Consider the following 20006-nt stretch of genomic DNA (forward strand, 5'->3'; position numbering starts at 1 on the left):
TCCGACTTCAAAGGCTTCGATGCTCTGGTGGATGATGACCTACCGACGGCTCGCGTGTTCTTGGCTGACCGGGGCTACGACAGCGACCATATCCGAAGCACCATTGCGCTACGTGGCGGAACGCCGGTGATCCCGGCCAAGGCCAACCGCAAAGAGCCAATACCCCACGACACCGTCACCTACGCGTTGCGAAACCGCATCGAACGGTGCTTCGCGAAGCTCAAATGCTCACGCCGTCTCGCAACCCGATACGACAAAACATCAGCAAGCTACCTCGGCTTCATACATATCGCCGCCGCTCGCCTCTGGACCAATCAGTTTGTCAACAGAGCCTAGAACTGCTCCACCGGTTGATGAACCAGGCTTTACATAGGGGAATCGCATGTTCGACACCTTTAATCGCAGAGACAATTTGGATGGGCGCAAGAAATTACAATGCAATTACTGTAAGCGTCAGACGATCCACACGCTTGAAGCCCAGTGCGTCGGCGAATGGCAGGAAGAATTTAGCCATGGGCACCGTGCTGATGGTGGGACTGAATTCTCGCTCTATCGCTGCGGAGCCTGCGACGAGATTTGCTTTGAGACTTCATCGTGGTGCAGCGAAGAATTCGATCATGATCAACTGGGAAACACCTATTTGCCTCGGACAGAGGCCCAGTATCCGCCCCCTTCCTCTGCTGATTTCGCGTTCGACACCGATTTCACACCATATGACCTCAATGAGCTAATCGATGAAATGCTGTATGCATTGGCAGGCAGCAAGCTCAAGCTCGCGACCGTTGCTTTGCGGATGGTTGTAGAGTTCATCGTCACCGATACCAAGTGCTCCGGTCGGAATCTGATGAAGAAGATCGACGACTTACATACCAAAGGCCACGTTGATGAAACTCAGTTAGCATTACTTCACAAGATTAGGGAAAAGGGCAATGCGGGCGCCCATGAGCGGATAGCAATGAATCGGAACGAGATGGTTGCGGGAATCGGCATTGTAAATCTGCTGCTGGAAAAGCTCTATAATAGTCCCAAGCGACAGGATGAGATCGTCAAGAAAGCCAACCAGGCATTCCAGAACGGTGATTAGGCTGTATCGTTAGCCTTCGGCTTCAGGTTATAATGGACATTGGTGCACCACAAAGGCTGGTCGCGACCGCGTTTGGAGTCAACGACTTCGAAGCTGAATGATCGCAATTGGGGCACTTTGCCGACTGGCAGAATTTGGGCCGTAAGCGGCCAGGTAGCTCTTGGTGTGGTACTGGTGAAGAACGGAGATTCAGCTGCCCTCCTCACAGCGCCTCCCAGTAAGCTACAAGCCCTTTGCAATATATCTTACCCCTCAAGCCCCCCCCGAACCTCCCAATTGCTTTCTTGAAGTCGACTGCACGCTGCCCGGGCGGTACGGTAGAAAGAAGCGTAGGGTAAAGCTTGGCGTAGTAATTTACGGCTTCAAAGTCCCCGATGTGATTGTGCAAGAGAAAACGGTCTGTTTCTTGCGCAAAGCGCCATGCGGCGGTTCCGAGGCGAGCAACAGTTGTGCGAGTTACTTTTTCCATGGGCGCAATCTCGATTTGACCATGCTCCCTTGAAGCGTCAATATCCCGGCCAAACGCATGACCAAAGCGGTTCCGAACATTTCGGATCTCTTCCAGATCTCCATGCTTTTCCCGCATCGTTTCTGGTATGGGGCCAAAAAGACGTTCAATTGCCGCTAACCGGCTGCTCCAATCACCCTTAGTGCAGGCTATCACGTGCTCGGTGGTATTAGTGCGCGGTCCAGTCCCTTGCTTGAGTACATAAGCGCCATCGATTGCTCTACTTGGAGCGCTGATCAGGACGCTTGGATCTGACAAGATTGCAATTCCAACGACAGATGCCAAGTATGTTTCAAGATTGGAAGAAATAGTGGTTACGTTGCTGAGATTCACCCAATTATCAAATGAATTGAAGCCGTTCGACCAGTCTTTTACGTCCTCGAAGTTATCGATGCCGGTAGGGCATCCTGCAAATGCCTGCCCGATGGGGTCGGTCAGCGTCGCTCCGTTCTGCTTAAGTTGCCGATAGGTGTAGAACGATGACGCACGATGCGCTTCAATCAATCGATACAATTCTCGATTGTACTTTTTGTAAACTTGGAAAGCCCAAGTCGACTGGTCGTGCGGTTGCCACCGCTCGAAGGGTCTTTTGCTTTTGGACAGATACACCTCCCATTTTCTGGCATGATGGCGCGCAACAGAGCTATTTAAAAGCAGATTTGTCATTCACGGCCTGCGAATACGGTAGGTAATACGTTTACAGACCGGAGCCAGCGCACTTGGCGCTTGATCGGTGTGCGATAAAACTACCGAACCTGCTTACTGGAGTGATGATCCCATTTCGCTTTAGTTCTTCTCGCTTGCTAATCTACCGTGTCAGCCCCAACCAATATCGCCATCTAACTGGGTCTGAGCGAACGGCGGTTTACGGGTGGCGCTTCAGTCAGTGCGAATGACCCAGAATGGGGCGCAAAGCTGACTTCAGGTTGGGCTGGTTTTTACTTCTGCTATGATGTCGCAGCCACGGTCGGCACGCGCCATATCTTTCGGCTGCCAGAATGCCATGAGCAATCGCTCCAGCTCAATGCGCTCCGGTGTGAAGGTTTTTGGGCGGGCCAGGTCGACCCTTCTTTTAGTTCTTGTAGGAAATATTCGGTCGCGCTGGCGCAATGCGTTCGCGTTCACTTTGTCAACTTTGCGCCAGAATCGGTCGCGCTCCGCCTAGGTCTTCACCGCCGCCAGGATATAGTTGAGCATCTTGTTGTCGCTCAGATGCAGCCCCTGGCCGGGCCCGAAGGCGATGCCTTCGCTATCGATCACGGTCAGGCCCGCGTCGGTCAACAGCGCCTCGCATTCTTCGGGGGTCAGGAACTTGTCCCAGTCATGCGTGCCGCGCGGAATCTGGCCAAGCCGTTCGGCGCCTTCGACGAGCAGCGCGCGGGACGCCGGCGTGCGGTTGGGCGTGGACAGGATCAGCAGGCCGCCATCGGCCAGCTTGCCGGCCAGGGCGGCGGCAAAATGGTCCGGGCTGTCGACATGCTCGATCACCTCCATGCAGGTGACGAGATCGAACGGCCCGGCCTCCAGCGTCTCGACCGGCTCCGCGCGGTAATCGATCGCCAGCCCGGACTGCGCGGCATGGGCCTGTGCCGCCGCGATATTCTCCGGCGCAGCGTCGATGGCGGTAACCGCCGCGCCCAGCCGCGCCAGCGGTTCGGCCAGCAATCCGGCACCGCAGCCGACATCGAGCGCGGTCCTGCCTTCCAGCGGGGTCCATTCGCATTTGTCGCAGGCGAAATGCCGGTCGATATGCCGTCTGATATAGCGCAGCCGCACGGGATTGAGCTTGTGCAGCATCGCGCTGGAGCCCTTTGGGTCCCACCAGTCCGCTGCCATCTTGCCGAAATGCGCCGCCTCGGCGGGATTGATCGTCGCTATGCTTGCCTTGCTCATTGACGCTGCCTATCAGTTGCGCGGCGTTCCAACCAAGCAATTTTCTTTCGTTCAACCCGCAAAGCACGACAGGAGCAGCAGCACCCGCCATGGCCCGCATCGTCATGAAATTCGGCGGCACCTCCATGGCCGGGACCGAGCGTATCCGGCGCGTGGCGCAGATCGTCAAACGCCAGGCCGATGGCGGACATGAAGTCGCCGTCGTCGTCTCCGCCATGGCCGGCGAGACCGACCGGCTCGTGCAGTTCTGCCGGGAAGCCAACCCGCTGTTCGATCCGGCCGAATATGACGTGGTGGTGGCCAGCGGCGAGCAGGTAACCAGCGGCCTGCTGGCGATGACGCTGCAGGCCATCGGCGCCAGCGCGCGCAGCTGGATGGGCTGGCAGCTACCACTGCATACCGATACCGCCTATGCCAAGGCGCGGATCGGATCGATCGACCAAAACAATTTGCTTGGCTCTATGCAGGCCGGCCAGATCGCGGTGATCCCCGGCTTTCAGGGCATGACGGCGGAGCGGCGCCTGTCCACGCTGGGCCGCGGCGGATCGGACACCAGCGCTGTGGCCGTGGCCGCCGCAATCAAGGCGGACCGCTGCGATATCTATACCGATGTGGACGGCGTCTATACCACCGATCCGCGCATCGTCAGCCGCGCGCGCAAGCTCAAGATGGTGACCTATGAGGAGATGCTGGAGCTGGCCAGCGTGGGCGCCAAAGTGCTGCAGACGCGCTCGGTCGGCCTCGCCATGAAAGAAGGCGTGCGGGTGCAGGTCCTCTCCAGCTTCGTAGAGGAAGGCGCGCCGCCCGCCGACAGTCTGCCCGGCACGATGATCGTGAGCGACGAGGAACTCGCCGCCGCCCAGGAAAAGGACCCCAGCATGGAACGCCAGCTCATCACCGGCATCGCGCATGACAAGAACGAAGCCAAGATCACCCTCACCCGCGTGCCCGACACGCCCGGCGCGGTGGCACGCATCTTCGGCCCGCTGGCGGACGCGAACATCAATGTCGACATGATCGTGCAGAATGTCGGGCGCGATCGCGGCGAGACAGACGTTACCTTCACCGCGCCCCGGGCCGATCTTGCCAGCTGCACCGAGATCCTGGAGAATCAGCGCGAGGCGATCGGTTTCAACCGCATCATCACGGACAGCCGCATCGCCAAGATATCCGTCGTCGGCGTGGGCATGCGCAGCCATGCCGGTATCGCTGCCGATATGTTCAAGGCACTGAGCGACCGCAAGATCAACATTCAGGCGATCACCACGTCCGAGATCAAGGTGAGCGTGCTGATCGACGAGGACGAGACCGAGCTGGCCGTGCGCGTGCTGCACACCGCTTATGGTCTGGACGCGGACTAGGACTGGCTCCTACAACGGCGACCTTCCGGGCCCGCTCCGGAACCCGGCGCCATGGCAATTTGGCCGGGTCCTTGATCCCGGATCGACGTCCGGGATGACGTTGCAAGAAAGTATGTAGAGACATGACCCACCCGAATCTGCGCCGCCTGATGTCCCGCGGTACCGACTTTCTCGGCTGCGATTACGCGATCATGTGCGGCGCGATGAGCTGGGTGAGCGAACGCCATCTCGTCTCCGCCATTTCCAATGCCGGCGGGTTCGGTGTGATCGCCTGCGGCGCGATGACGCCCGAGCTGCTCGACAAGGAAATCGCGGCGACCAAGGAACATACGATCAAGCCGTTCGGCGTGAACCTGATCACCATGCACCCTGACCTCATGGAGCTGATCGCCGTCTGCGGGCGGCACAAGGTCACCCATATCGTGCTGGCGGGCGGTCTGCCGCCGCGCGGGTCAATCGACGCGATCCGCGAGACCGGGGCCAAGATCATCTGCTTTGCGCCCGCGCTCAGCCTCGCCAAGAAGCTGGTGCGCACCGGGGTCGATGCGCTGGTGATCGAGGGCATGGAAGCGGGCGGCCATATCGGCCCCGTGTCCACCAGCGTGCTGGCGCAAGAAATTCTGCCGGAAGTGGCCGATCAGTTGCCCGTTTTCGTGGCCGGTGGGATCGGACGTGGCCGGGCCATCGCCAGCTATCTGGAGATGGGCGCGGCGGGCGTACAGCTGGGCACGCGGTTCGTCTGCGCGACCGAGAGCATCGCGCATGAGAATTTCAAGAAAGCGTTTTTCCGCGCCTCGGCCCGCGATGCCGTGGCCAGCGTGCAGGTCGATCCGCGTCTGCCCGTCATTCCCGTACGGGCGCTCAAGAACAAGGGCACGGAAGCCTTTACCGCCAAACAGCGCGAAGTGGCCGCCACGCTCGACGAAGAAAAGCTGGAGATGAGCGAGGCCCAGCTGCAGATCGAGCATTATTGGGCCGGCGCGCTGCGCCGCGCGGTGATCGACGGCGATGTCGAGAACGGATCGCTGATGGCGGGCCAGTCGGTCGGCATGGTCACAAAGGAAGAGACCGCGGCCGAGATTATCGCGGCGCTGGCGAACGAAGCAGAGACCGCGCTGGCAAGATAAGGCCGCCAGCTGTCTTGCAATCGCAACACAGCCCGGCGATAAAAGCGGCATGACCGACGCAACCCCGCCCCCCTTCGCAGTCGAACCACTTTGGGGCACGTCCGATGGGCTTACCCGTGTCGAAGCGGACTATCGCTGGGTGATGACGATCCGCAGCGCCTTTTTCGGGCTGGCGCTGCTGGCGGCTGGGGGGATCGTTGAATATATATTGTCGCAGGAGACAGCCGCGCCGCCGGGAACGGTGATGGGCCCGGTCGCGCTGATCGTCCTGTGCCTGCTGGTGCTGCTGCCTGCACGCCGTTGGCACAGGCTGGGCTATGATATCAGCGATGACCGGTTGCGCGTGGCGCGTGGCTATCTGTGGCGCACCGACACCATCGTTCCCTTCGGTCGCATCCAGCATATCGATGTCGATCAGGGGCTGCTCGACCGCGCGTTCGATCTTGCCACCCTCGTGGTGCACACCGCGGGCACGCACAATAGCACCGTCAGCCTGCCTGGTCTGGGTGAAGCGCGGGCCGCCGAAATGCGTGAGCGTATCCGTGCGCACATCACACGCGAGACGCTGTGAGCGATATCGCCACCGAACCTGTTCGCCCGCAGCCCTGGGCCGATGCCAAAGACATCGCGGCGCAGGCGGCAGAGGGCGTGCCCCAGCGCACCGATCCGCGGTCCGTGGTGGCCGGCTTGGTCGCCAGCTTGCCGCAGATGCTCTATGTCATTCCGGCCTTGCTCGTGGGCGGAGACCAGGCACTGCCTTATCTGACCTTCGTCATTCCCGTGCTGATCGCGTTCGCCTCCTTCGGCCATTGGCTGCACTGGTGGCATTTCACCTATTGCATCCGGGCGGAAGATATCCGGGTCGAACAAGGCATATTCAGTCGCAAGAGCCGGTCCGTACCGTTCGAGCGCATTCAGGATGTCGGCATCGAACGCAAGCCCGTGGCCCGCCTACTGGGTCTGGCCGCCGTGAAGATCGAAACCGGTGGCGGCAAAGGCGAGGATGCTGAACTCAGCTATCTGAAACTGCCCGATGCAGAGGCGCTGCGCGATCTGATCCGCGACCGTAAACATGGCGTGGTCGGGACGGCCCCAGCGGCGGCGTTGGCAGGCGAAGATCTGACGGACAGCGGCGCAGAAGCCTCTCTGTTCACCATGGACAATCGGCGATTGCTGCTGGCCGGGCTGTTCAATTTTTCGCTGATCCTGATCGGTGTGATCGGCGCGCTCCTTCAGCAGTTCCAGAACCTGCTGCCGGATTATGTCTGGGACCCGCGTTTTTGGCTGGCTGAACTGGGCGGCATCGATGTCGCCATGATCCGCTCCATCGGGCTGGTCGCCCAGATCGTGGCCGGGCTTGCCCTTGTCCTGATGCTGTTGGCCATTGGCGTGATCAGCGGCATCGTGCGCACCGTGCTACGCGATTACGGATTTCGCCTGGACCGCGTGCCGGCCGGTTTCCGCCGCCGCCGTGGCTTGCTCACGCTGACCGATGTGGTGCTGCCCAAGCACCGTGTTCAGGCCGGGCTGATCCTGACCGGGCCGATCCGGCGTCACTTCGGCTGGAGGGAACTGAAGTTCCAGAGCCTGGCGCAAGACAGCAAGGCTGGCAGTGATCACAGCGTCGCGCCGCTCGCCAGCAGCGCTGAGATCGATCCGATCCTGGCGGAGGCAGCTCTGCAGAACAGCGCCGTGCCTGCCCAATATAGCCGCACGCGCATGGCCCCCTTCCTGTTCTTGTGGTGCATTCTCGCCATGGTCCTGTGCATCGGCGCAACCATGCTATGGCTGCTCGTGCACCCGCTGGCCGGCACGGCGATCTATGCCATTGCAGGGTTCCTGCCGCTGCTCGCCTGGCTGCGCTGGCGGCACCATCGCTACGCGCTCGTCGGCGGGCAGCTTTATGTGCACGCCGGCTGGTGGCGCCAGCGTTTGAGCCTGCTCCCAGCCATCAGGACGCAGACGGCAGACCTCAGTTACAGCCCGATCGACCGGCTGTTCGGCACCGCCAGCCTGGTGCTGGGCGTTGCCGGTGGATCGGCCAGTTTTCCGTTGCAGATACGCGCACTGCCGGAACTCGACGCGATCGATCTGCGTGAGCGGATCATGGCCGCTGTGACCAGTATCGACTTCTCCGATATGCATGCGCCAGCCTGACGCTGGTCAAGCCGCTCCGCGCAGCTTAGGCATAGGGGTACAAGCCTGTATTCAAGCAAAAGAACAGTCGTTGACGGGGAGAATGAGCATGCGCAACCTATTCGGATCGATCGCAGCTGCCGCCTTGGTGGTGTCGTTGCAGGCACCGCTCGCGGCGCAGCAGAGCAGCGATGCGCTGGCCGCCGAACCCAATCAGGACCAGGCGATTCTGAACGACGTGATGGATGGCTATTGGGCCTATGTGCTGGAACAGAACCCGGTGCTCGCCAGCTCCGTTGGCGTGGACGATTATGCCGGGCAGGTCGGCGATTATTCGCTGGAAGCCGCCGACCGGCAGGCCGCGCAGGCACAGCGTTTTCTGGACCGGCTGAAAACGATCGATCCGAGCGCGCTGGATGACAATGGGCAGGTCAACCTGGCCATCCTGCAACGCATGCTGGGCGAGCAGATCGAAAGCAATCGCTTCGGCCAAAGGGTGGTCAATTTCACCAGCTATTCCAGCTGGCATCAGAATTTTGCGGGGATGGCCAACAATCTGCCGTTCCGCACCAAAGCGGATTACCGCAGCTATATTGACCGGCTGGCGCAGTTTCCCGCCATCAACGCGCAATCGATCGCCGTCGCCAATCAGGCGATTGCCGGCGGCTATACGCAGCATTGCGTCACCCTGCAGGGCTTCGAAGGCACGATCACAGGCCTCATCACCGAAGATCCGGCCGAGAGCCGTTTCTACGAACCGTTCACCCGGCCGCGGCCCTCCACGATCAGCGAAGCAGAATTTGCCGCGCTGGGCCGTGAGGCGGCAGAAGTGATCCAGGCAAAGATCTATCCGGCACTGGCCGAGCAACGCGACTGGTATGTGCGCGATTACGCCCCGGCCTGTGCGCAGGAGATCGGCGTGTCCGCCCAGCCCGGCGGTACCGATTATTATGCGTTCCGTATCCGCGAGATGACGACCACGGACATGAGCGCGGACGAGATCCATCAGCTCGGCCTCACCGAAGTGGCGCGCATCCGCAGCGAAATGGAAACGGTGGCGAAAGCGGCGGGCTATGCCAGCCGGGAAGCCTTCATCGCGCATTTGCGGACCGATCCGCAATATTATGCTGACGATGCCGAAACACTGATGGAAAAGAACGCGCGGCAGGCCAAGACCATCGATGGCAAACTGCCTGGTCTATTCGGTCGCCTGCCCCGCCTGCCCTATGGCTTGCGGGCAATCCCGGCAGAGACCGCCGAAGGCACAACCACGGCCTCTTACAATCCGGGCTCTCCGGAAATCGGCGTGTCGGGCACCTATTATGTGAATACATCCAAGCTGGACCAGCGGCCCTATTGGGAGATCCCCGCGCTGACGGCACATGAGTCCGTGCCGGGTCATCATCTGCAGATCGCGCTGCAGCAAGAGCTGGACATGCCCGAATTCCGCAAGCAGCTCGCGTTCTTCACCGCATTTGTCGAAGGCTGGGGTCTTTATTCCGAACGGCTGGGCATCGAAATGGGCATCTATGACACAGCGGCCAAGGACATGGGCCGGCTGAGTTATGAGATGTGGCGCGCCTGCCGCCTCGTCGTCGATACCGGGATCCATTCCAAAGGCTGGTCGAAGGACCGCGCGGTAGCGTTCATGACCGATAACAGCGCGCTCACCGCCGCCAATATTGATGCCGAGGTGAACCGCTACATTTCATGGCCCGGCCAAGCGCTGGCGTACAAGATCGGCGAGCTGAAAATCCGGGCGCTCCGCACACGTGCAGAAGAAGCGTTGGGCGATCGGTTCGATCTGCGCGCGTTCCACGATGTGGTGCTGGGCCAGGGCGCTGTACCCCTCGACCTGCTGGAGCGCCGGATAGCCAGCTGGATCGCGCAGGAACAGCAGGCGAGCTGAGAGGGTCCGCCTGACAATTCAGCAATAGCCGCTGCTCTTAGCCTTCAGGTTCGGGCAGCGGCGCGTCCACTGGCGCCGGATCGGCCACCGCATCGGGATCCTGTCCGGCGGCAATCATCGCCTGACGGCGTTCGCGCTCATCGCGCTTGGCCAGTTCTTCCTGCACCAGACGTTCGGTCTCCGCAGCTTCCGCATCAATGGCAGACAGGCGTTCGGCGCGGGCTTCTTCCACCAGGCGCCCGGCCTGCATATTGCTGCCTTGCGCGCGCTCGGCATAGGCCTGCTGAATCAGCTGCTGGGTGCATCCGGTCACGCCGCCGGGACCAACCGGGGTACAGCTGCCAATGCCGCCCTGCCCCAGGGTTTCGAGCCGCTTTACACGTGCTGTCTGGCTTTCATTCTGCGGGCTGTCGCTGGAACGCAGATCCTGCGGAATGCGGTAACGCTCGCTTTCATCATAGCGTTTGCAGACCACGATCTCGTCGGCCGTGCTTTGCGGGCAATCGTCCTGGCCGTATACCGCGAGCACCTGCACGCGATCGCCTGCTTCATCCTGCGCCTGCGCCGGGGTGACAAGCGCCATGCCGAAACCGGCGGCGGCCATGGAAAGATAGATTGATTTCATCGACATAGCTCGTTCTCCGGCAGTTCGCGTGAACCGCGCCTTAAATGCGTTTCGAAACCGCGATGGCCACGCGGCACCCCATACGGATCGCCGCGCTCATCAACGGATAGCCCGGCGTATTTTCTGCGCCGGACGCGATCGCCGTGTCGCGATGTTCCAGTTCCTCTTCCCTGAAATCCGCGATCATGGAAGAGAGTTCCGGATCATCGGTGCCTAGCTCATCGAGCTGTTGGCTGTAATGCCGGTCGATCTCCGTTTCCACCGCCGCTGTGCAGGCCATGGCCGCCTCAGGCGATATGGCCGCTGTCACAGCGCCGAGCATGAAGCCCGCCCTGTCCCAGAACGGTCGAAGCGCTGTCGGACGCACGCCGCGCTTGGCCATCAGCGCATCGAATTCGGAGCAGTGCCGCTCCTCCTGCGCCGCCATATGCGCGATCGACCGGGCCACCGGCACACGGTCTCCCATGATCGCCAGCTGGCCCGCATAAATTCGTGTGGCACCGAACTCGCCAGCCTGATCGACACGGATCATGCTTTCGATCGCTTTGCTGCCAAGGGTCATCGTGATGGTCCTTTTGCTGCCGGTAGGAAGATCGCGATGGCACCGGCCACCGAGATCAGGAAATTATAGCCCGCAAGGGAAATGCCGAACAGCGACCATTGCACCTGATCGCACCGGACGATCGGCGCATTCATGATCGCATCGAGATAGCTGCCCTCCCCAGCGGCAACCGTAGTGGTGCAGCTGGTGATGCCTTCCCACCAGCCATATTCAACCCCTGCATGAAAGCCGCCGATGAGCCCGGACAGCAGGATCGCCACAGCCGCCAAAAGCACCGGCCACCGCGCCAGGTTTTTTCGCGGGACAAAGGCGATGACGGCCAGGGCAAGCGCCGCAAAATGCGGCCAGCGCTGCCACCAGCACATTTCGCACGGATAAAGATCGAACGCATATTGGCCGATATAGGCACCGCCGAGCAGCCCCGCCGGTATGAGCAGCGCCAGCCATCGCGCAGTCGTCAATCCCTGTATGCCGGCCATGCCTCCGTCAGTTCCGGGCCGAAGCCGCAGCCTTCAGGGCAGGCACGGAATTTCTGGCCTGCGCGGTCTTGCCGAGCCGCCCGATCGTTTGCAGCGCATAATGCAACTGAAAATCCTTGATCCCCTGCTTTTCCAGCTCTTCGGCGGTCATGGAGAAACGCGGATCATCCTTGTCGTCCTGTTCCAGCGTCTTGTCGTCCGCCGCCAGCTCATTGATGAGATGCTTGCGCAGATCGGACTCGCGAATGCGGGTGCGCGATGCATAATCCGGATCGCTGAGCTGCGGCACGCGGATATCCGGATCGATCCCGCCTTCCTGCACCGACCGGCCCGACGGGGTGTAATAGCGCGCGGTGGTCAGGCGCAGCCCGGTATCGTTGGTGAGCGGCACGATGGTCTGGACCGATCCCTTGCCGAAGCTGCGCTCGCCCATCACGAGCCCGCGATGGCGATCCTGCAAGGCCCCCGCCACAATCTCGGACGCGGATGCCGAACCGGCATCGATCAGCACGATGACCGGCAAACCATCGGCATAGTCGCCCTGCTTGGCGAAGAATTTCAGCGTATCGGCGCGGCGGCGGCCACGCTGCGATACGATCTCTCCGTCATTCAGGAACACGTCCGAAATGTTCACCGCCTCATCCAGCAGACCACCCGGATTGGAGCGCAGATCCAGAATATAGCCGAGCGGTTTCCTGCCCAGCTTGGTCTGGATGGACCGCATGGCCTCCACTACGTCCTGTCCGGCTCCATCGGTAAAGGTGGTCACCGTGATCACGCCGATATCGCCCTGCACATCCCATTTGACCGGCTGCAGATCGATGATCGCGCGCGTCAGGGTCACGTCGAACGGCTTGTCGCGGCCGGGCCGGAAAATGGTCAGCGTAATGTCCGATCCCGGCTCGCCGCGCATTTCTTCCACCGCATCGTCCAGCGTGCCGCCATAGATCAGCTTGCCGTCCAGATGGGTGATGTAATCGCCAGACTTGATACCGGCCTTGTCTGCCGGTGTGTCGGCCGTCGGCGCGATCACCTTGACCGCATCGTCCTCCAGCGTGACGGTAAGGCCCAGTCCGCCATATTCGCCGTCCGTCTGCGTGCGCAGATCCTCATATGCGCGCTCGTTCAGATAGGAACTGTGCGGATCGAGGCTGGACAGCATGCCGGAGATGGCGCCTTCGATCAGTTGATCGTCGTTAACATCGTCCACATAGAATGCCTTGATCCGCTGCATCACGCCCAGAATGTCGTTCACTTCGCGCGCCGAGCCCGCATCGACCTGCGACATGGCGGCGGTGGAGAGCGGCAGCAGCGATACCGCGCTGACAAGGGCAAGAGCTCGGGCGAAACGGCTGTTCATGTAACGGTGCAGACCTTTGGCTGGGAAGGCAGAACGGAGACTTGATCTCGATATAGGGCCATCGCGGCCCGCTTTCCAAATGGATTAACCCGGCATCGCTGTCCTTGGCGTGAACGGAGCCGCGTCAGAGCATGGCGGCGACATCCACCGGGCGGCCATGGCGGCGCAATTCCACGGTGATGCGCCCGCCACTGCGGCCCAGCAACTGCCCGGCACGAACGACACTGCCCTTCCGAATGGCCAGCCCGTTCATGCCAGTCAGCAAGCTGGTCCATCCCGCGCCATGATCCACGATAACGATCTGGCCGAAGCTGCGATAAGGCCCGGCAAAGCGCACAATGCCGGCTGCCGGCGCGGCCACCTTGGTGCCCGTCGGCGCTGCTATAGTCAGGCCACGCTCACGATATCCGCTGGGATTGATTTCACCGAACCCCGTTTCGACCATGCCGGAAACAGGCAGGCGATATACCGACGCGCTACGCTGCGCCGCGACCTGGCGCACGGCGATCCGGGGCGGTGACAGCTCGGCCAACCGAGCGGAAATGGCGGCGGCGCTGGCCCCTTGTTTGGTCGCGGCAACGATGTCCCGCGCTTCTTCACCAAGCGCCAGCGCGCGCGCGCGCTGGCGCACGGCTCCGCCCATCAGCCGGTTGGCCGCATTGCGCTCCTGCACCTCCGCGATGGCCAGCGCTTCGCGCCGTTGCCCCAGAGCAGCGCGCGCGCCATCGATACGGCGGAGCGTGGCAACACGGGCCGATCGCAGCGCCGCGATCCGGCGGAGCGCCAAACGGATCTGCTGCGTGCGCGCGTCGATCCGCGGCACGGTGCTATCCAGAATTGCGCGCACATGTACCAGCTCATCCAGCGAATTGGGCCGCAGCAAGGCATAGCCCGCCGGCTGGCGCGACACCCGCTCCAGCGCACCGGCCAGCCGCATCAAAGGCGCACGGGCGACGGCCAGTCGCCGCTCCTCCGCCATCCGCTGCCGGCCGATGGCGGCAAGGTCCGCCCGCGCCGTGCGCAGGGCGCTTTGCTGCGCAGCAATGTCCTGCTCGAGGATGCGGCGACGCGCGGCGGTGCGCGCCACGTCACGTTCGGCCAGCTCTGCCTTCAGGCGCAGGGCATCGCCGCGTGCATCGGCAGATTCCGCTTCGGCGCGTGCGTTCGCCACTGTTCGCTCGGGCGCCGCCGTCCGCTCGGGAGCCACCGCCGGGCTAGCACTGACAAGCAGCGGTGCAGCTGACAGAAGGACCACAGCACGCAGCATGCGCCTACCCTTCCCGGTGATAGGGGTGGCCGGCAAGGATCGCCGTTGCGCGGTACAATTGCTCGGCCAGCATCGCGCGTGCCAGAAGATGCGGCCAGGTCGCCCGGCCAAAGGACAGCAACAGATCGGCAGAGGCGCGGTCCTGCGCATCGAAGCCATCCGCGGCGCCGATCATGAAACGGGTCTCCCGCACGCCATCGTCGCGCCACAGCGCCAGCTGATCGGCCAGGTCGGTGGAAGACAAGGTCCGGCCGGTTTCATCCAGCATCACGATACGGGTCTGTGCCTCGATATCCGGCACCTTGCCGCCGCGATCGGGCAGTTCACTCAGTCGGGTAGGCCAGCGCATGCGCTTGAGATAGCGCGTCACCAGATCGGCCTCCGGTGACCGGCCGATCTTTCCGCGTGCGACAATGTGTAGCAACACGCGGCCTGTCCCCTAATCTGCCGCCTGATGGTTCCCGACTGGAACGGTCAGGCCTGGCCGGTCTCGCCCGATCCTTCGAACGCCCACATCCGTTCCAGATTGTAGAAGCTGCGCACTTCCGGACGGAACAGATGGACGATCACATCATCGGCATCGAGCAATACCCAGTCGGCATTGGGCAGCCCTTCGATGCGCGCGCGCCCCCCGGAATGCTTGATTTTCTCCGCCAGCTTCTGGGCCATCGATGCGACCTGTCTGGTCGAGCGGCCGCTGGCGATGACCATATGGTCGGCGATTTCACTTTTGCCCTTCAGAGCGATCGAGACCACTTCCTGAGCCTGATCGTCATCGAGCGACTTCAGGACGATATCCAGCAGCCCGTGCCCTGTCGGCGCAGGCGGGCTTGGTGCGGTTGGGCTACCCGGTGAGGGCGTGGCGTGATCGATCAATTCGACTCCTTGGAATTTGAAACGGACGAATCAGCGTCTGGCGATGCATCGCCATCCGACAGATATTCGCGATACCATTCGGGATCGGCCAGGCGAATGGCGGTGGCCGAGCGGGGATCGGGACGAAAGCGCATAAACACGAGCGCTGGCGTACTCCATGTCGTCCAGTTTCTTTTCTGATCCGAACGATGGACGAACCGTCGGAACCAGGCCATTGCGGGCGACGCAAGGGCACTGCCCTCATACCCCGGACGGGCGATAACCGCAATCGGCATCGTGCGGGCTATGGTGCGCCAGTCTTTCCAGCGGTGAAACTGCGCCAGATTGTCCGCTCCCATGATCCAGACGAATCGAGTCTTGGGGTAGCGCCGTTTCAGCGCGCGCAGCGTATCGACGGTATAGCGGGTGCCAAGCTGTCGCTCGACATCGCTGGCCGTGATGCGCGATCTGCGCGCCATGTCCCGGGCAGAGCCGAGCCGCGCCGCATAAGGCGCCATGCCTTTTTCGCTTTTCAGTGGATTGCCCGGAGAGACCAGCCACCACATCGCATCGAGCTGAAGCGCATCGATGGCAAACAGGCTGATTGAGCGGTGCCCACCGTGCGCAGGGTTAAACGACCCGCCCAATAGTCCGACGCGCCTCATGTCAGCCCCTCATGAAAACAGCGAATCGAACAAATTACGAACAAATCAAGCCTGGAAAAGCAAAGAGAATTCAAACTTGCCACGGGATGCGTTGGTTCCATCAAAAAATCCTCCATTCAACGCGGATCTGGCTCCAACCGTCCCAATTAGCCCCACGTCCGATTCGCATAACTATGGCCCGATGGCTAGGTCCGGCTCCGAAACGACAAAGGGTGGGTCTTTTGGTATTTCAGGATTTTGCGACCGGTCTACGCAGCCGGTTTGCCATTGCATTCGTCGATCGCGAATTCTTCATGCGATCGGGCGGCGACGTCAAGTTCATCAAGCTATCGGCAAAACTGCAGAAACGCGTCGCCGTTATCGGCGCACTTCTGTGCGTTGCGCTGCTCGCCATCACCAGCACTGCGCTGGCAGGCGTCATCATGACCGGCGCCGAGCAGAGCGCTTTGGCGAAACAGCAGCAGCGTGTAGCCTCCGCCCAGGAGCGCGTGGCCGCCTATCGCAGCTCGATCGACGATGTGGCGCATGATCTGAAGGCCCGGCAGGATCGGCTGGACCGCCTGTACGAAGGTCATTTCGGATCGCTGGAAGATGCTGCGCTGCCGGACGCCGAGGTTGCCGACACCACCGAGAAGGTCAGCACGCTGATACCGGAAGCGGCCCCGCTGGCCCGGCTCGAGGCACGGCAGCTCGCCTTTGTCAGCAGCCTGACCAGGCTGGCCGATCATCGCTCCAAAAGGGCAGAAGCGGCCATCCGCAAGTTCGGGCTGGATCCGCGCGGCCTTCTATCCTCTCAGGAAGCCAGCGGCGGTCCGTTCATTCCAGCAGGCAATCTCCAGGAAGATGACAGCGATCCGCGTTTTGCCAGTCTGGCGAGCAAGCTGAATCGGATGGACTCGCTGGAACGTCTGCTCGCGGCGATCCCCACCTCCAAGCCGGCCGCCATCACCGCGATGAGCAGCAATTTCGGCTATCGCCGCGACCCTTTTACCGGCGCGGGCGCCCTGCATAGCGGCATTGATTTTCGCGCGCCAAGTGGCACGCCGATCCTTGCCGCATCGGATGGAAAGGTGACGTTCGCGGGGACGAAAGGCGGTTATGGCCGCTGTATCGAGATTACCCATGCCAGTGGCATCGTCACTCGCTATGCCCATATGCGCAAGCTCATCGCCAAGCGCGGTGAGACCGTACAGCGCGGCGAGCAGATCGGCGCGATGGGATCGACCGGGCGTTCGACCGGATCGCATCTCCACTTCGAGGTCCGCGTGAACGGACGCGCCGTCAATCCCGCGAAATTCCTGGAGGCCAATCCGGATGTTTTCCAAATTCAAGCCGACGCCAGAAGCCGAACCGACCGCGATGCGTAATCGCACAGCCACCGGATCGTCGGCGTCCGGTAGCACCTTTTCGGTCATCGCGGCCGATGTAACCATCTCCGGCGATATCACCGCCGAAGTCGATCTGCATATCGACGGGACGGTCATTGGCGATGTCCGCTGCGCCAATCTGGTGCAAGGCGCCGGCAGCACCATCACTGGCGGTGTCATTGTGCAGTCCGCGCGTCTTGGCGGGAAGGTCGACGGGTCGATCGAAGCGGTCGACCTGGTGATCGAGGCGAGCGCGCAGGTCACCGGCGACGTGGCCTATAACAATCTCACAGTCGAAGCTGGCGGACGGGTGGAAGGGGCCTTGCACCGCCTCGATGCCAATGGGGAGCCATCTTCGGAATCGGACGGCGAAGCGTCTGCAAAGGTCGAATCCATCCAGAAGGCCCGCGACATCGGTGCCCTACGCGCCTGACCGCGATATCGCGTCGATATGGCCTCAGGCCCGGGGCGGCTGCCGCCTGTAACTGAGCGCTTCGGCCACGTGGATGCGCCCTACGCCCTCTGCCTGCGCCAGATCCGCAATCGTGCGCGCCACACGCAACACCCGCGTATATCCCCGCGCCGATAAACGCATGGCTTCCGCCGCCTGCGCCAGCAAGGCGCGCCCCGGCTCATCCGGCGTGGCGTAGGCTTCCAGCGCCTCGCCATCGATTTCCGTATTGGTTCGCGCGGCAATATCGGCATAGCGTGCGGTCTGGAGCCGCCTTGCGCCAGCCACGCGCGCGCGCACCTCGGCGGATCCTTCTGCGGCTGGCGGCAGCACCAGATCCGCGGCGGTCACCGCTTCCACCTCTACATGCAGATCGATGCGGTCCAGCAGCGGGCCGCTCACCTTGGACTGATAATCGGCGGCGCAGCGGGGCGCGCGGCTGCACGCCAAAGCAGCGTCGCCCAGATGGCCGCAGCGGCACGGGTTCATCGCCGCGATCAGCTGCACTCTGGCCGGGAACGTCACATGGCTGTTGGCCCGTGCCACCGAAACCTCGCCCGTTTCCAACGGTTGCCGCAAACTGTCGAGTACCGGGCGCTGGAACTCGGGCAGCTCATCCAGAAACAGAACGCCGAGATGCGCCAGACTGACCTCGCCCGGTTTCACCTTCAGGCCGCCGCCGACCAGCGCCGCCATCGACGCGCTGTGATGCGGATCGCGATAGGGCCGCTGCCGGGTGATCCGCCCATCGATCAGCGTGCCCGCAACCGATGCGACCATCGAAACTTCCAGCGCTTCTGACGGTGTCAGATCGGGCAGAATACCCGGCAGGCAGCTGGCGAGCAGCGACTTGCCCGCGCCGGGCGGCCCGATCATCAGCAGATTATGCCCGCCTGCCGCAGCGATTTCCAGGGCCCGCTTGGCCGTTTCCTGCCCCTTCACCTGCTTCAGGTCCGGCCCCGCCCGCCGCTCGCTTGCTTCGCCCGGCACCGGCGGCGTCAACACCGAGGTGCCGTTTAGATGATTGAGCAGCGCCAAGAGGTCGGGCGCCGCCAATAGGTTCAGGTCGCCAGCCCAAGCCGCCTCGGCGCCCTGCGAAGCCGGACAGATCAGCCCGCGATCGGTCTCAGACGCGTGCAGGGCGGCGAGTAAAACGCCGGGTGAAGGCGCGACACGCCCGTCCAGCCCAAGCTCGCCGACCACCACATATTCGCTCAATGTCTCGGCATCGGCCACGCCCATCGCGCCGAGCAGCGCGAGCGCGATTGGCAGATCATAATGCGAGCCTTCCTTGGGCAGGTCGGCAGGTGAGAGGTTCACGGTGATCCGCTTTGGCGGCAGCGACAGGCCGATGGCGGTCAGCGCGCTATGCACCCGCTCCCGGCTCTCGGCCACTGCCTTATCCGGCAGACCGACGATGGTAAAACGCGGCAGGCCGGGTGCGATCTGGCATTGCACCTCGACTGAGCGCGCCTCCAGCCCGAGATAGGCCGTCGTAGCCACCGTTGCGACGATATGCGCCTCCCCCCAGAAGCGGGCGCCCGGAATGGACACCTTGGCCGCGATACTGTCGCGTGCGGGAAAGGATGACAAGCCCGTTCAGGGCGGATGAAGCGGTACTCATAGTCGCGAAACACAGGATAAAAACGGTAATGGGCCGAACTTGCGCTGCAAATCCGGCCCGTCACCCATGTCGCTTTATCAAGCGCGCTGTGTTTTCAGGCGTTGGCCATCGCTCCGAGTGCGGTGCCAGTGCCCTTGCGCGAACGCAATTTTCTCATGGAGAAACCGATACCTGCGAATCCCAGGAGGAGCATAGCCCAGGTCGATGGCTCCGGAACGGCACTATTGACCTGTGAGATAGTCAAACTGCCACCGCCTGTGCCCGCCCCGGTATTGACCTGGCCCAGCCGGAACGTGCCCAGATTAAACATCGGATCAGTGAGCGAACCATTGAACAAATTCGGGCCACTGAAATTTCCGAAGCCGAAGCCGGGAGCGCTCAGGCTGATGGGCGCCAGAATTCCGGTGCCGAAAGAGATTGAGGTTGCCGTGGTGCTTGACGACTGCACACCGTTGAACATGCCCGAGACGTTGTTGAAAGTGATCTGATTGCTGCCGAATACGGAGCGGGCACCATCCGGTGTACGGGTCGAATCCAGCGTAAAGCTGAAACTGCGTGCACCGCCTGCGAAATTGAACAGGAGCGTGGCGGCATGGGATGGAGCGGCCATGGCAAAAGCGCTTATTGCAGCCGGAACCAGAAGAATTTTAGCAAACATAGTGTCACCTCATAAAAAGAATGAGGCTCAGGGAATTACGACAGCAAGTTCAGCCTCCAAGCCGCTACGGAGGAG

Annotated in this window: 21 protein-coding genes; 9 read left to right on the top strand and 12 right to left on the bottom strand. The window is 62.0% G+C overall.

The window, feature by feature from the left end:
• Together G410_RS0112950 and G410_RS0112955 are read left to right on the top strand one after the other, a co-directional pair.
• Nucleotides 1–336, top strand: a 336-nt coding sequence (locus tag G410_RS0112950) for an IS5/IS1182 family transposase (protein WP_022673638.1), incomplete at its 5' end; no start/stop codon positions are given.
• Between the two features lie 46 nt (nucleotides 337–382).
• Nucleotides 383–1084 (top strand): DUF4145 domain-containing protein, encoded by a 702-nt coding sequence (locus G410_RS0112955; RefSeq protein WP_022674092.1) that lies wholly within the window; start codon nucleotides 383–385, stop codon nucleotides 1082–1084.
• 202 nt (nucleotides 1085–1286) lie between these two features.
• Here G410_RS0112955 and G410_RS18055 read toward each other — a convergent pair whose 3' ends face one another.
• Nucleotides 1287–2258, bottom strand: a complete 972-nt coding sequence (locus G410_RS18055; protein ID WP_156851961.1) for a hypothetical protein — start codon at nucleotides 2256–2258, stop codon at nucleotides 1287–1289.
• Between the two features lie 495 nt (nucleotides 2259–2753).
• A complete protein-coding gene (gene ubiG / locus G410_RS0112970) occupies nucleotides 2754–3485 on the bottom strand; it encodes a bifunctional 2-polyprenyl-6-hydroxyphenol methylase/3-demethylubiquinol 3-O-methyltransferase UbiG (RefSeq protein WP_022674094.1) in 732 nt (243 codons plus the stop codon).
• An 89-nt stretch (nucleotides 3486–3574) separates the two neighbouring features.
• Between ubiG and G410_RS0112975 the strand changes: the two genes are divergently transcribed.
• The 5 genes from G410_RS0112975 (at nucleotide 3575) to G410_RS0112995 (ending at nucleotide 10018) form a co-directional block, all read left to right on the top strand.
• Entirely contained in the window at nucleotides 3575–4846 is a 1272-nt protein-coding gene (locus G410_RS0112975) for an aspartate kinase (RefSeq protein ID WP_022674095.1), read from the top strand.
• A 122-nt stretch (nucleotides 4847–4968) separates the two neighbouring features.
• A complete protein-coding gene (locus tag G410_RS0112980; RefSeq protein ID WP_022674096.1) occupies nucleotides 4969–5973 on the top strand; it encodes an NAD(P)H-dependent flavin oxidoreductase in 1005 nt (334 codons plus the stop codon).
• A gap of 49 nt (nucleotides 5974–6022) precedes the next feature.
• Nucleotides 6023–6544, top strand: coding sequence for a PH domain-containing protein (locus G410_RS16780; protein ID WP_022674097.1), 522 nt, complete (start codon nucleotides 6023–6025; stop codon nucleotides 6542–6544).
• A complete protein-coding gene (locus G410_RS16785; protein ID WP_022674098.1) occupies nucleotides 6541–8130 on the top strand; it encodes a PH domain-containing protein in 1590 nt (529 codons plus the stop codon). The genes G410_RS16780 and G410_RS16785 overlap by 4 nt, the downstream gene beginning before the upstream one ends.
• Nucleotides 8131–8218: 88 nt before the next feature.
• On the top strand, nucleotides 8219–10018 hold the full coding sequence (locus G410_RS0112995) for a DUF885 domain-containing protein (RefSeq protein WP_022674099.1): 1800 nt from the start codon (nucleotides 8219–8221) through the stop codon (nucleotides 10016–10018).
• Nucleotides 10019–10055: 37 nt separating this feature from the next.
• On the opposite strand, the gene G410_RS0113000 is transcribed toward G410_RS0112995, so the two are convergent.
• The 8 genes from G410_RS0113000 to G410_RS0113035 form a co-directional block, all read right to left on the bottom strand.
• Entirely contained in the window at nucleotides 10056–10643 is a 588-nt protein-coding gene (locus tag G410_RS0113000; RefSeq protein ID WP_028971445.1) for a hypothetical protein, read from the bottom strand.
• 40 nt (nucleotides 10644–10683) lie between these two features.
• The gene (locus G410_RS0113005; protein WP_022674101.1) at nucleotides 10684–11205 is read right to left on the bottom strand and encodes a demethoxyubiquinone hydroxylase family protein; all 522 of its coding nucleotides are present in this window, start codon (nucleotides 11203–11205) and stop codon (nucleotides 10684–10686) included.
• Nucleotides 11202–11684 carry a disulfide bond formation protein B gene (locus G410_RS0113010; RefSeq protein ID WP_022674102.1) on the bottom strand — a complete coding sequence of 161 codons (483 nt, stop codon included), beginning with the start codon at nucleotides 11682–11684 and terminating at the stop codon, nucleotides 11202–11204. Before G410_RS0113010 ends, G410_RS0113005 begins: the two co-directional genes overlap by 4 nt.
• A 7-nt stretch (nucleotides 11685–11691) precedes the next feature.
• Nucleotides 11692–13044, bottom strand: coding sequence for a S41 family peptidase (locus tag G410_RS0113015; protein WP_022674103.1), 1353 nt, complete (start codon nucleotides 13042–13044; stop codon nucleotides 11692–11694).
• A gap of 124 nt (nucleotides 13045–13168) precedes the next feature.
• On the bottom strand, nucleotides 13169–14311 hold the full coding sequence (locus G410_RS16790; RefSeq protein ID WP_084489227.1) for a murein hydrolase activator EnvC family protein: 1143 nt from the start codon (nucleotides 14309–14311) through the stop codon (nucleotides 13169–13171).
• 4 nt (nucleotides 14312–14315) lie between these two features.
• Nucleotides 14316–14738 (bottom strand): 23S rRNA (pseudouridine(1915)-N(3))-methyltransferase RlmH, encoded by a 423-nt coding sequence (locus tag G410_RS0113025; RefSeq protein WP_022674105.1) that lies wholly within the window; start codon nucleotides 14736–14738, stop codon nucleotides 14316–14318.
• Nucleotides 14739–14785: 47 nt separating this feature from the next.
• Nucleotides 14786–15115 carry a ribosome silencing factor gene (gene rsfS, locus G410_RS16795; protein ID WP_245559370.1) on the bottom strand — a complete coding sequence of 110 codons (330 nt, stop codon included), beginning with the start codon at nucleotides 15113–15115 and terminating at the stop codon, nucleotides 14786–14788.
• A 68-nt stretch (nucleotides 15116–15183) separates the two neighbouring features.
• Nucleotides 15184–15831, bottom strand: a complete 648-nt coding sequence (locus tag G410_RS0113035) for a nicotinate-nucleotide adenylyltransferase (RefSeq protein ID WP_022674107.1) — start codon at nucleotides 15829–15831, stop codon at nucleotides 15184–15186.
• Nucleotides 15832–16052: 221 nt separating this feature from the next.
• On the opposite strand from G410_RS0113035, the gene G410_RS0113040 reads away from it, so the two are divergent.
• Together G410_RS0113040 and G410_RS16800 are read left to right on the top strand one after the other, a co-directional pair.
• Complete coding sequence (locus G410_RS0113040) at nucleotides 16053–17198, top strand: M23 family metallopeptidase (RefSeq protein ID WP_022674108.1); 1146 nt, start codon at nucleotides 16053–16055, stop codon at nucleotides 17196–17198.
• Nucleotides 17191–17631 (top strand): bactofilin family protein, encoded by a 441-nt coding sequence (locus tag G410_RS16800; protein ID WP_051137305.1) that lies wholly within the window; start codon nucleotides 17191–17193, stop codon nucleotides 17629–17631. Before G410_RS0113040 ends, G410_RS16800 begins: the two co-directional genes overlap by 8 nt.
• A 24-nt stretch (nucleotides 17632–17655) precedes the next feature.
• On the opposite strand, the gene G410_RS0113050 is transcribed toward G410_RS16800, so the two are convergent.
• A complete protein-coding gene (locus tag G410_RS0113050; RefSeq protein ID WP_028971446.1) occupies nucleotides 17656–19164 on the bottom strand; it encodes a YifB family Mg chelatase-like AAA ATPase in 1509 nt (502 codons plus the stop codon).
• Nucleotides 19165–19367: 203 nt separating this feature from the next.
• Nucleotides 19368–19931 (bottom strand): PEPxxWA-CTERM sorting domain-containing protein, encoded by a 564-nt coding sequence (locus tag G410_RS17485; protein WP_084489229.1) that lies wholly within the window; start codon nucleotides 19929–19931, stop codon nucleotides 19368–19370.
• Nucleotides 19932–20006: the final 75 nt, after the last annotated feature.

The organism is Novosphingopyxis baekryungensis DSM 16222 (assembly GCF_000420305.1).
GTDB classification, from domain to species: domain Bacteria; phylum Pseudomonadota; class Alphaproteobacteria; order Sphingomonadales; family Sphingomonadaceae; genus Novosphingopyxis; species Novosphingopyxis baekryungensis.

Bases quoted from the DNA above. Each gene is read 5' to 3' on its own strand.
- G410_RS0112955 (WP_022674092.1), top strand. From the start codon at position 383: ATGTTCGACACCTTTAATCGCAGAGACAATTTGGATGGGCGCAAGAAA.
- G410_RS18055 (WP_156851961.1), bottom strand. From the start codon at position 2,258: ATGACAAATCTGCTTTTAAATAGCTCTGTTGCGCGCCATCATGCCAGA.
- ubiG (WP_022674094.1), bottom strand. From the start codon at position 3,485: ATGAGCAAGGCAAGCATAGCGACGATCAATCCCGCCGAGGCGGCGCAT.
- G410_RS0112975 (WP_022674095.1), top strand. From the start codon at position 3,575: ATGGCCCGCATCGTCATGAAATTCGGCGGCACCTCCATGGCCGGGACC.
- G410_RS0112980 (WP_022674096.1), top strand. From the start codon at position 4,969: ATGACCCACCCGAATCTGCGCCGCCTGATGTCCCGCGGTACCGACTTT.
- G410_RS16780 (WP_022674097.1), top strand. From the start codon at position 6,023: ATGACCGACGCAACCCCGCCCCCCTTCGCAGTCGAACCACTTTGGGGC.
- G410_RS0112995 (WP_022674099.1), top strand. From the start codon at position 8,219: ATGCGCAACCTATTCGGATCGATCGCAGCTGCCGCCTTGGTGGTGTCG.
- G410_RS0113000 (WP_028971445.1), bottom strand. From the start codon at position 10,643: ATGAAATCAATCTATCTTTCCATGGCCGCCGCCGGTTTCGGCATGGCG.
- G410_RS0113005 (WP_022674101.1), bottom strand. From the start codon at position 11,205: ATGACCCTTGGCAGCAAAGCGATCGAAAGCATGATCCGTGTCGATCAG.
- G410_RS0113010 (WP_022674102.1), bottom strand. From the start codon at position 11,684: ATGGCCGGCATACAGGGATTGACGACTGCGCGATGGCTGGCGCTGCTC.
- G410_RS0113015 (WP_022674103.1), bottom strand. From the start codon at position 13,044: ATGAACAGCCGTTTCGCCCGAGCTCTTGCCCTTGTCAGCGCGGTATCG.
- G410_RS16790 (WP_084489227.1), bottom strand. From the start codon at position 14,311: ATGCTGCGTGCTGTGGTCCTTCTGTCAGCTGCACCGCTGCTTGTCAGT.
- G410_RS0113035 (WP_022674107.1), bottom strand. From the start codon at position 15,831: ATGAGGCGCGTCGGACTATTGGGCGGGTCGTTTAACCCTGCGCACGGT.
- G410_RS16800 (WP_051137305.1), top strand. From the start codon at position 17,191: ATGCGTAATCGCACAGCCACCGGATCGTCGGCGTCCGGTAGCACCTTT.
- G410_RS17485 (WP_084489229.1), bottom strand. From the start codon at position 19,931: ATGTTTGCTAAAATTCTTCTGGTTCCGGCTGCAATAAGCGCTTTTGCC.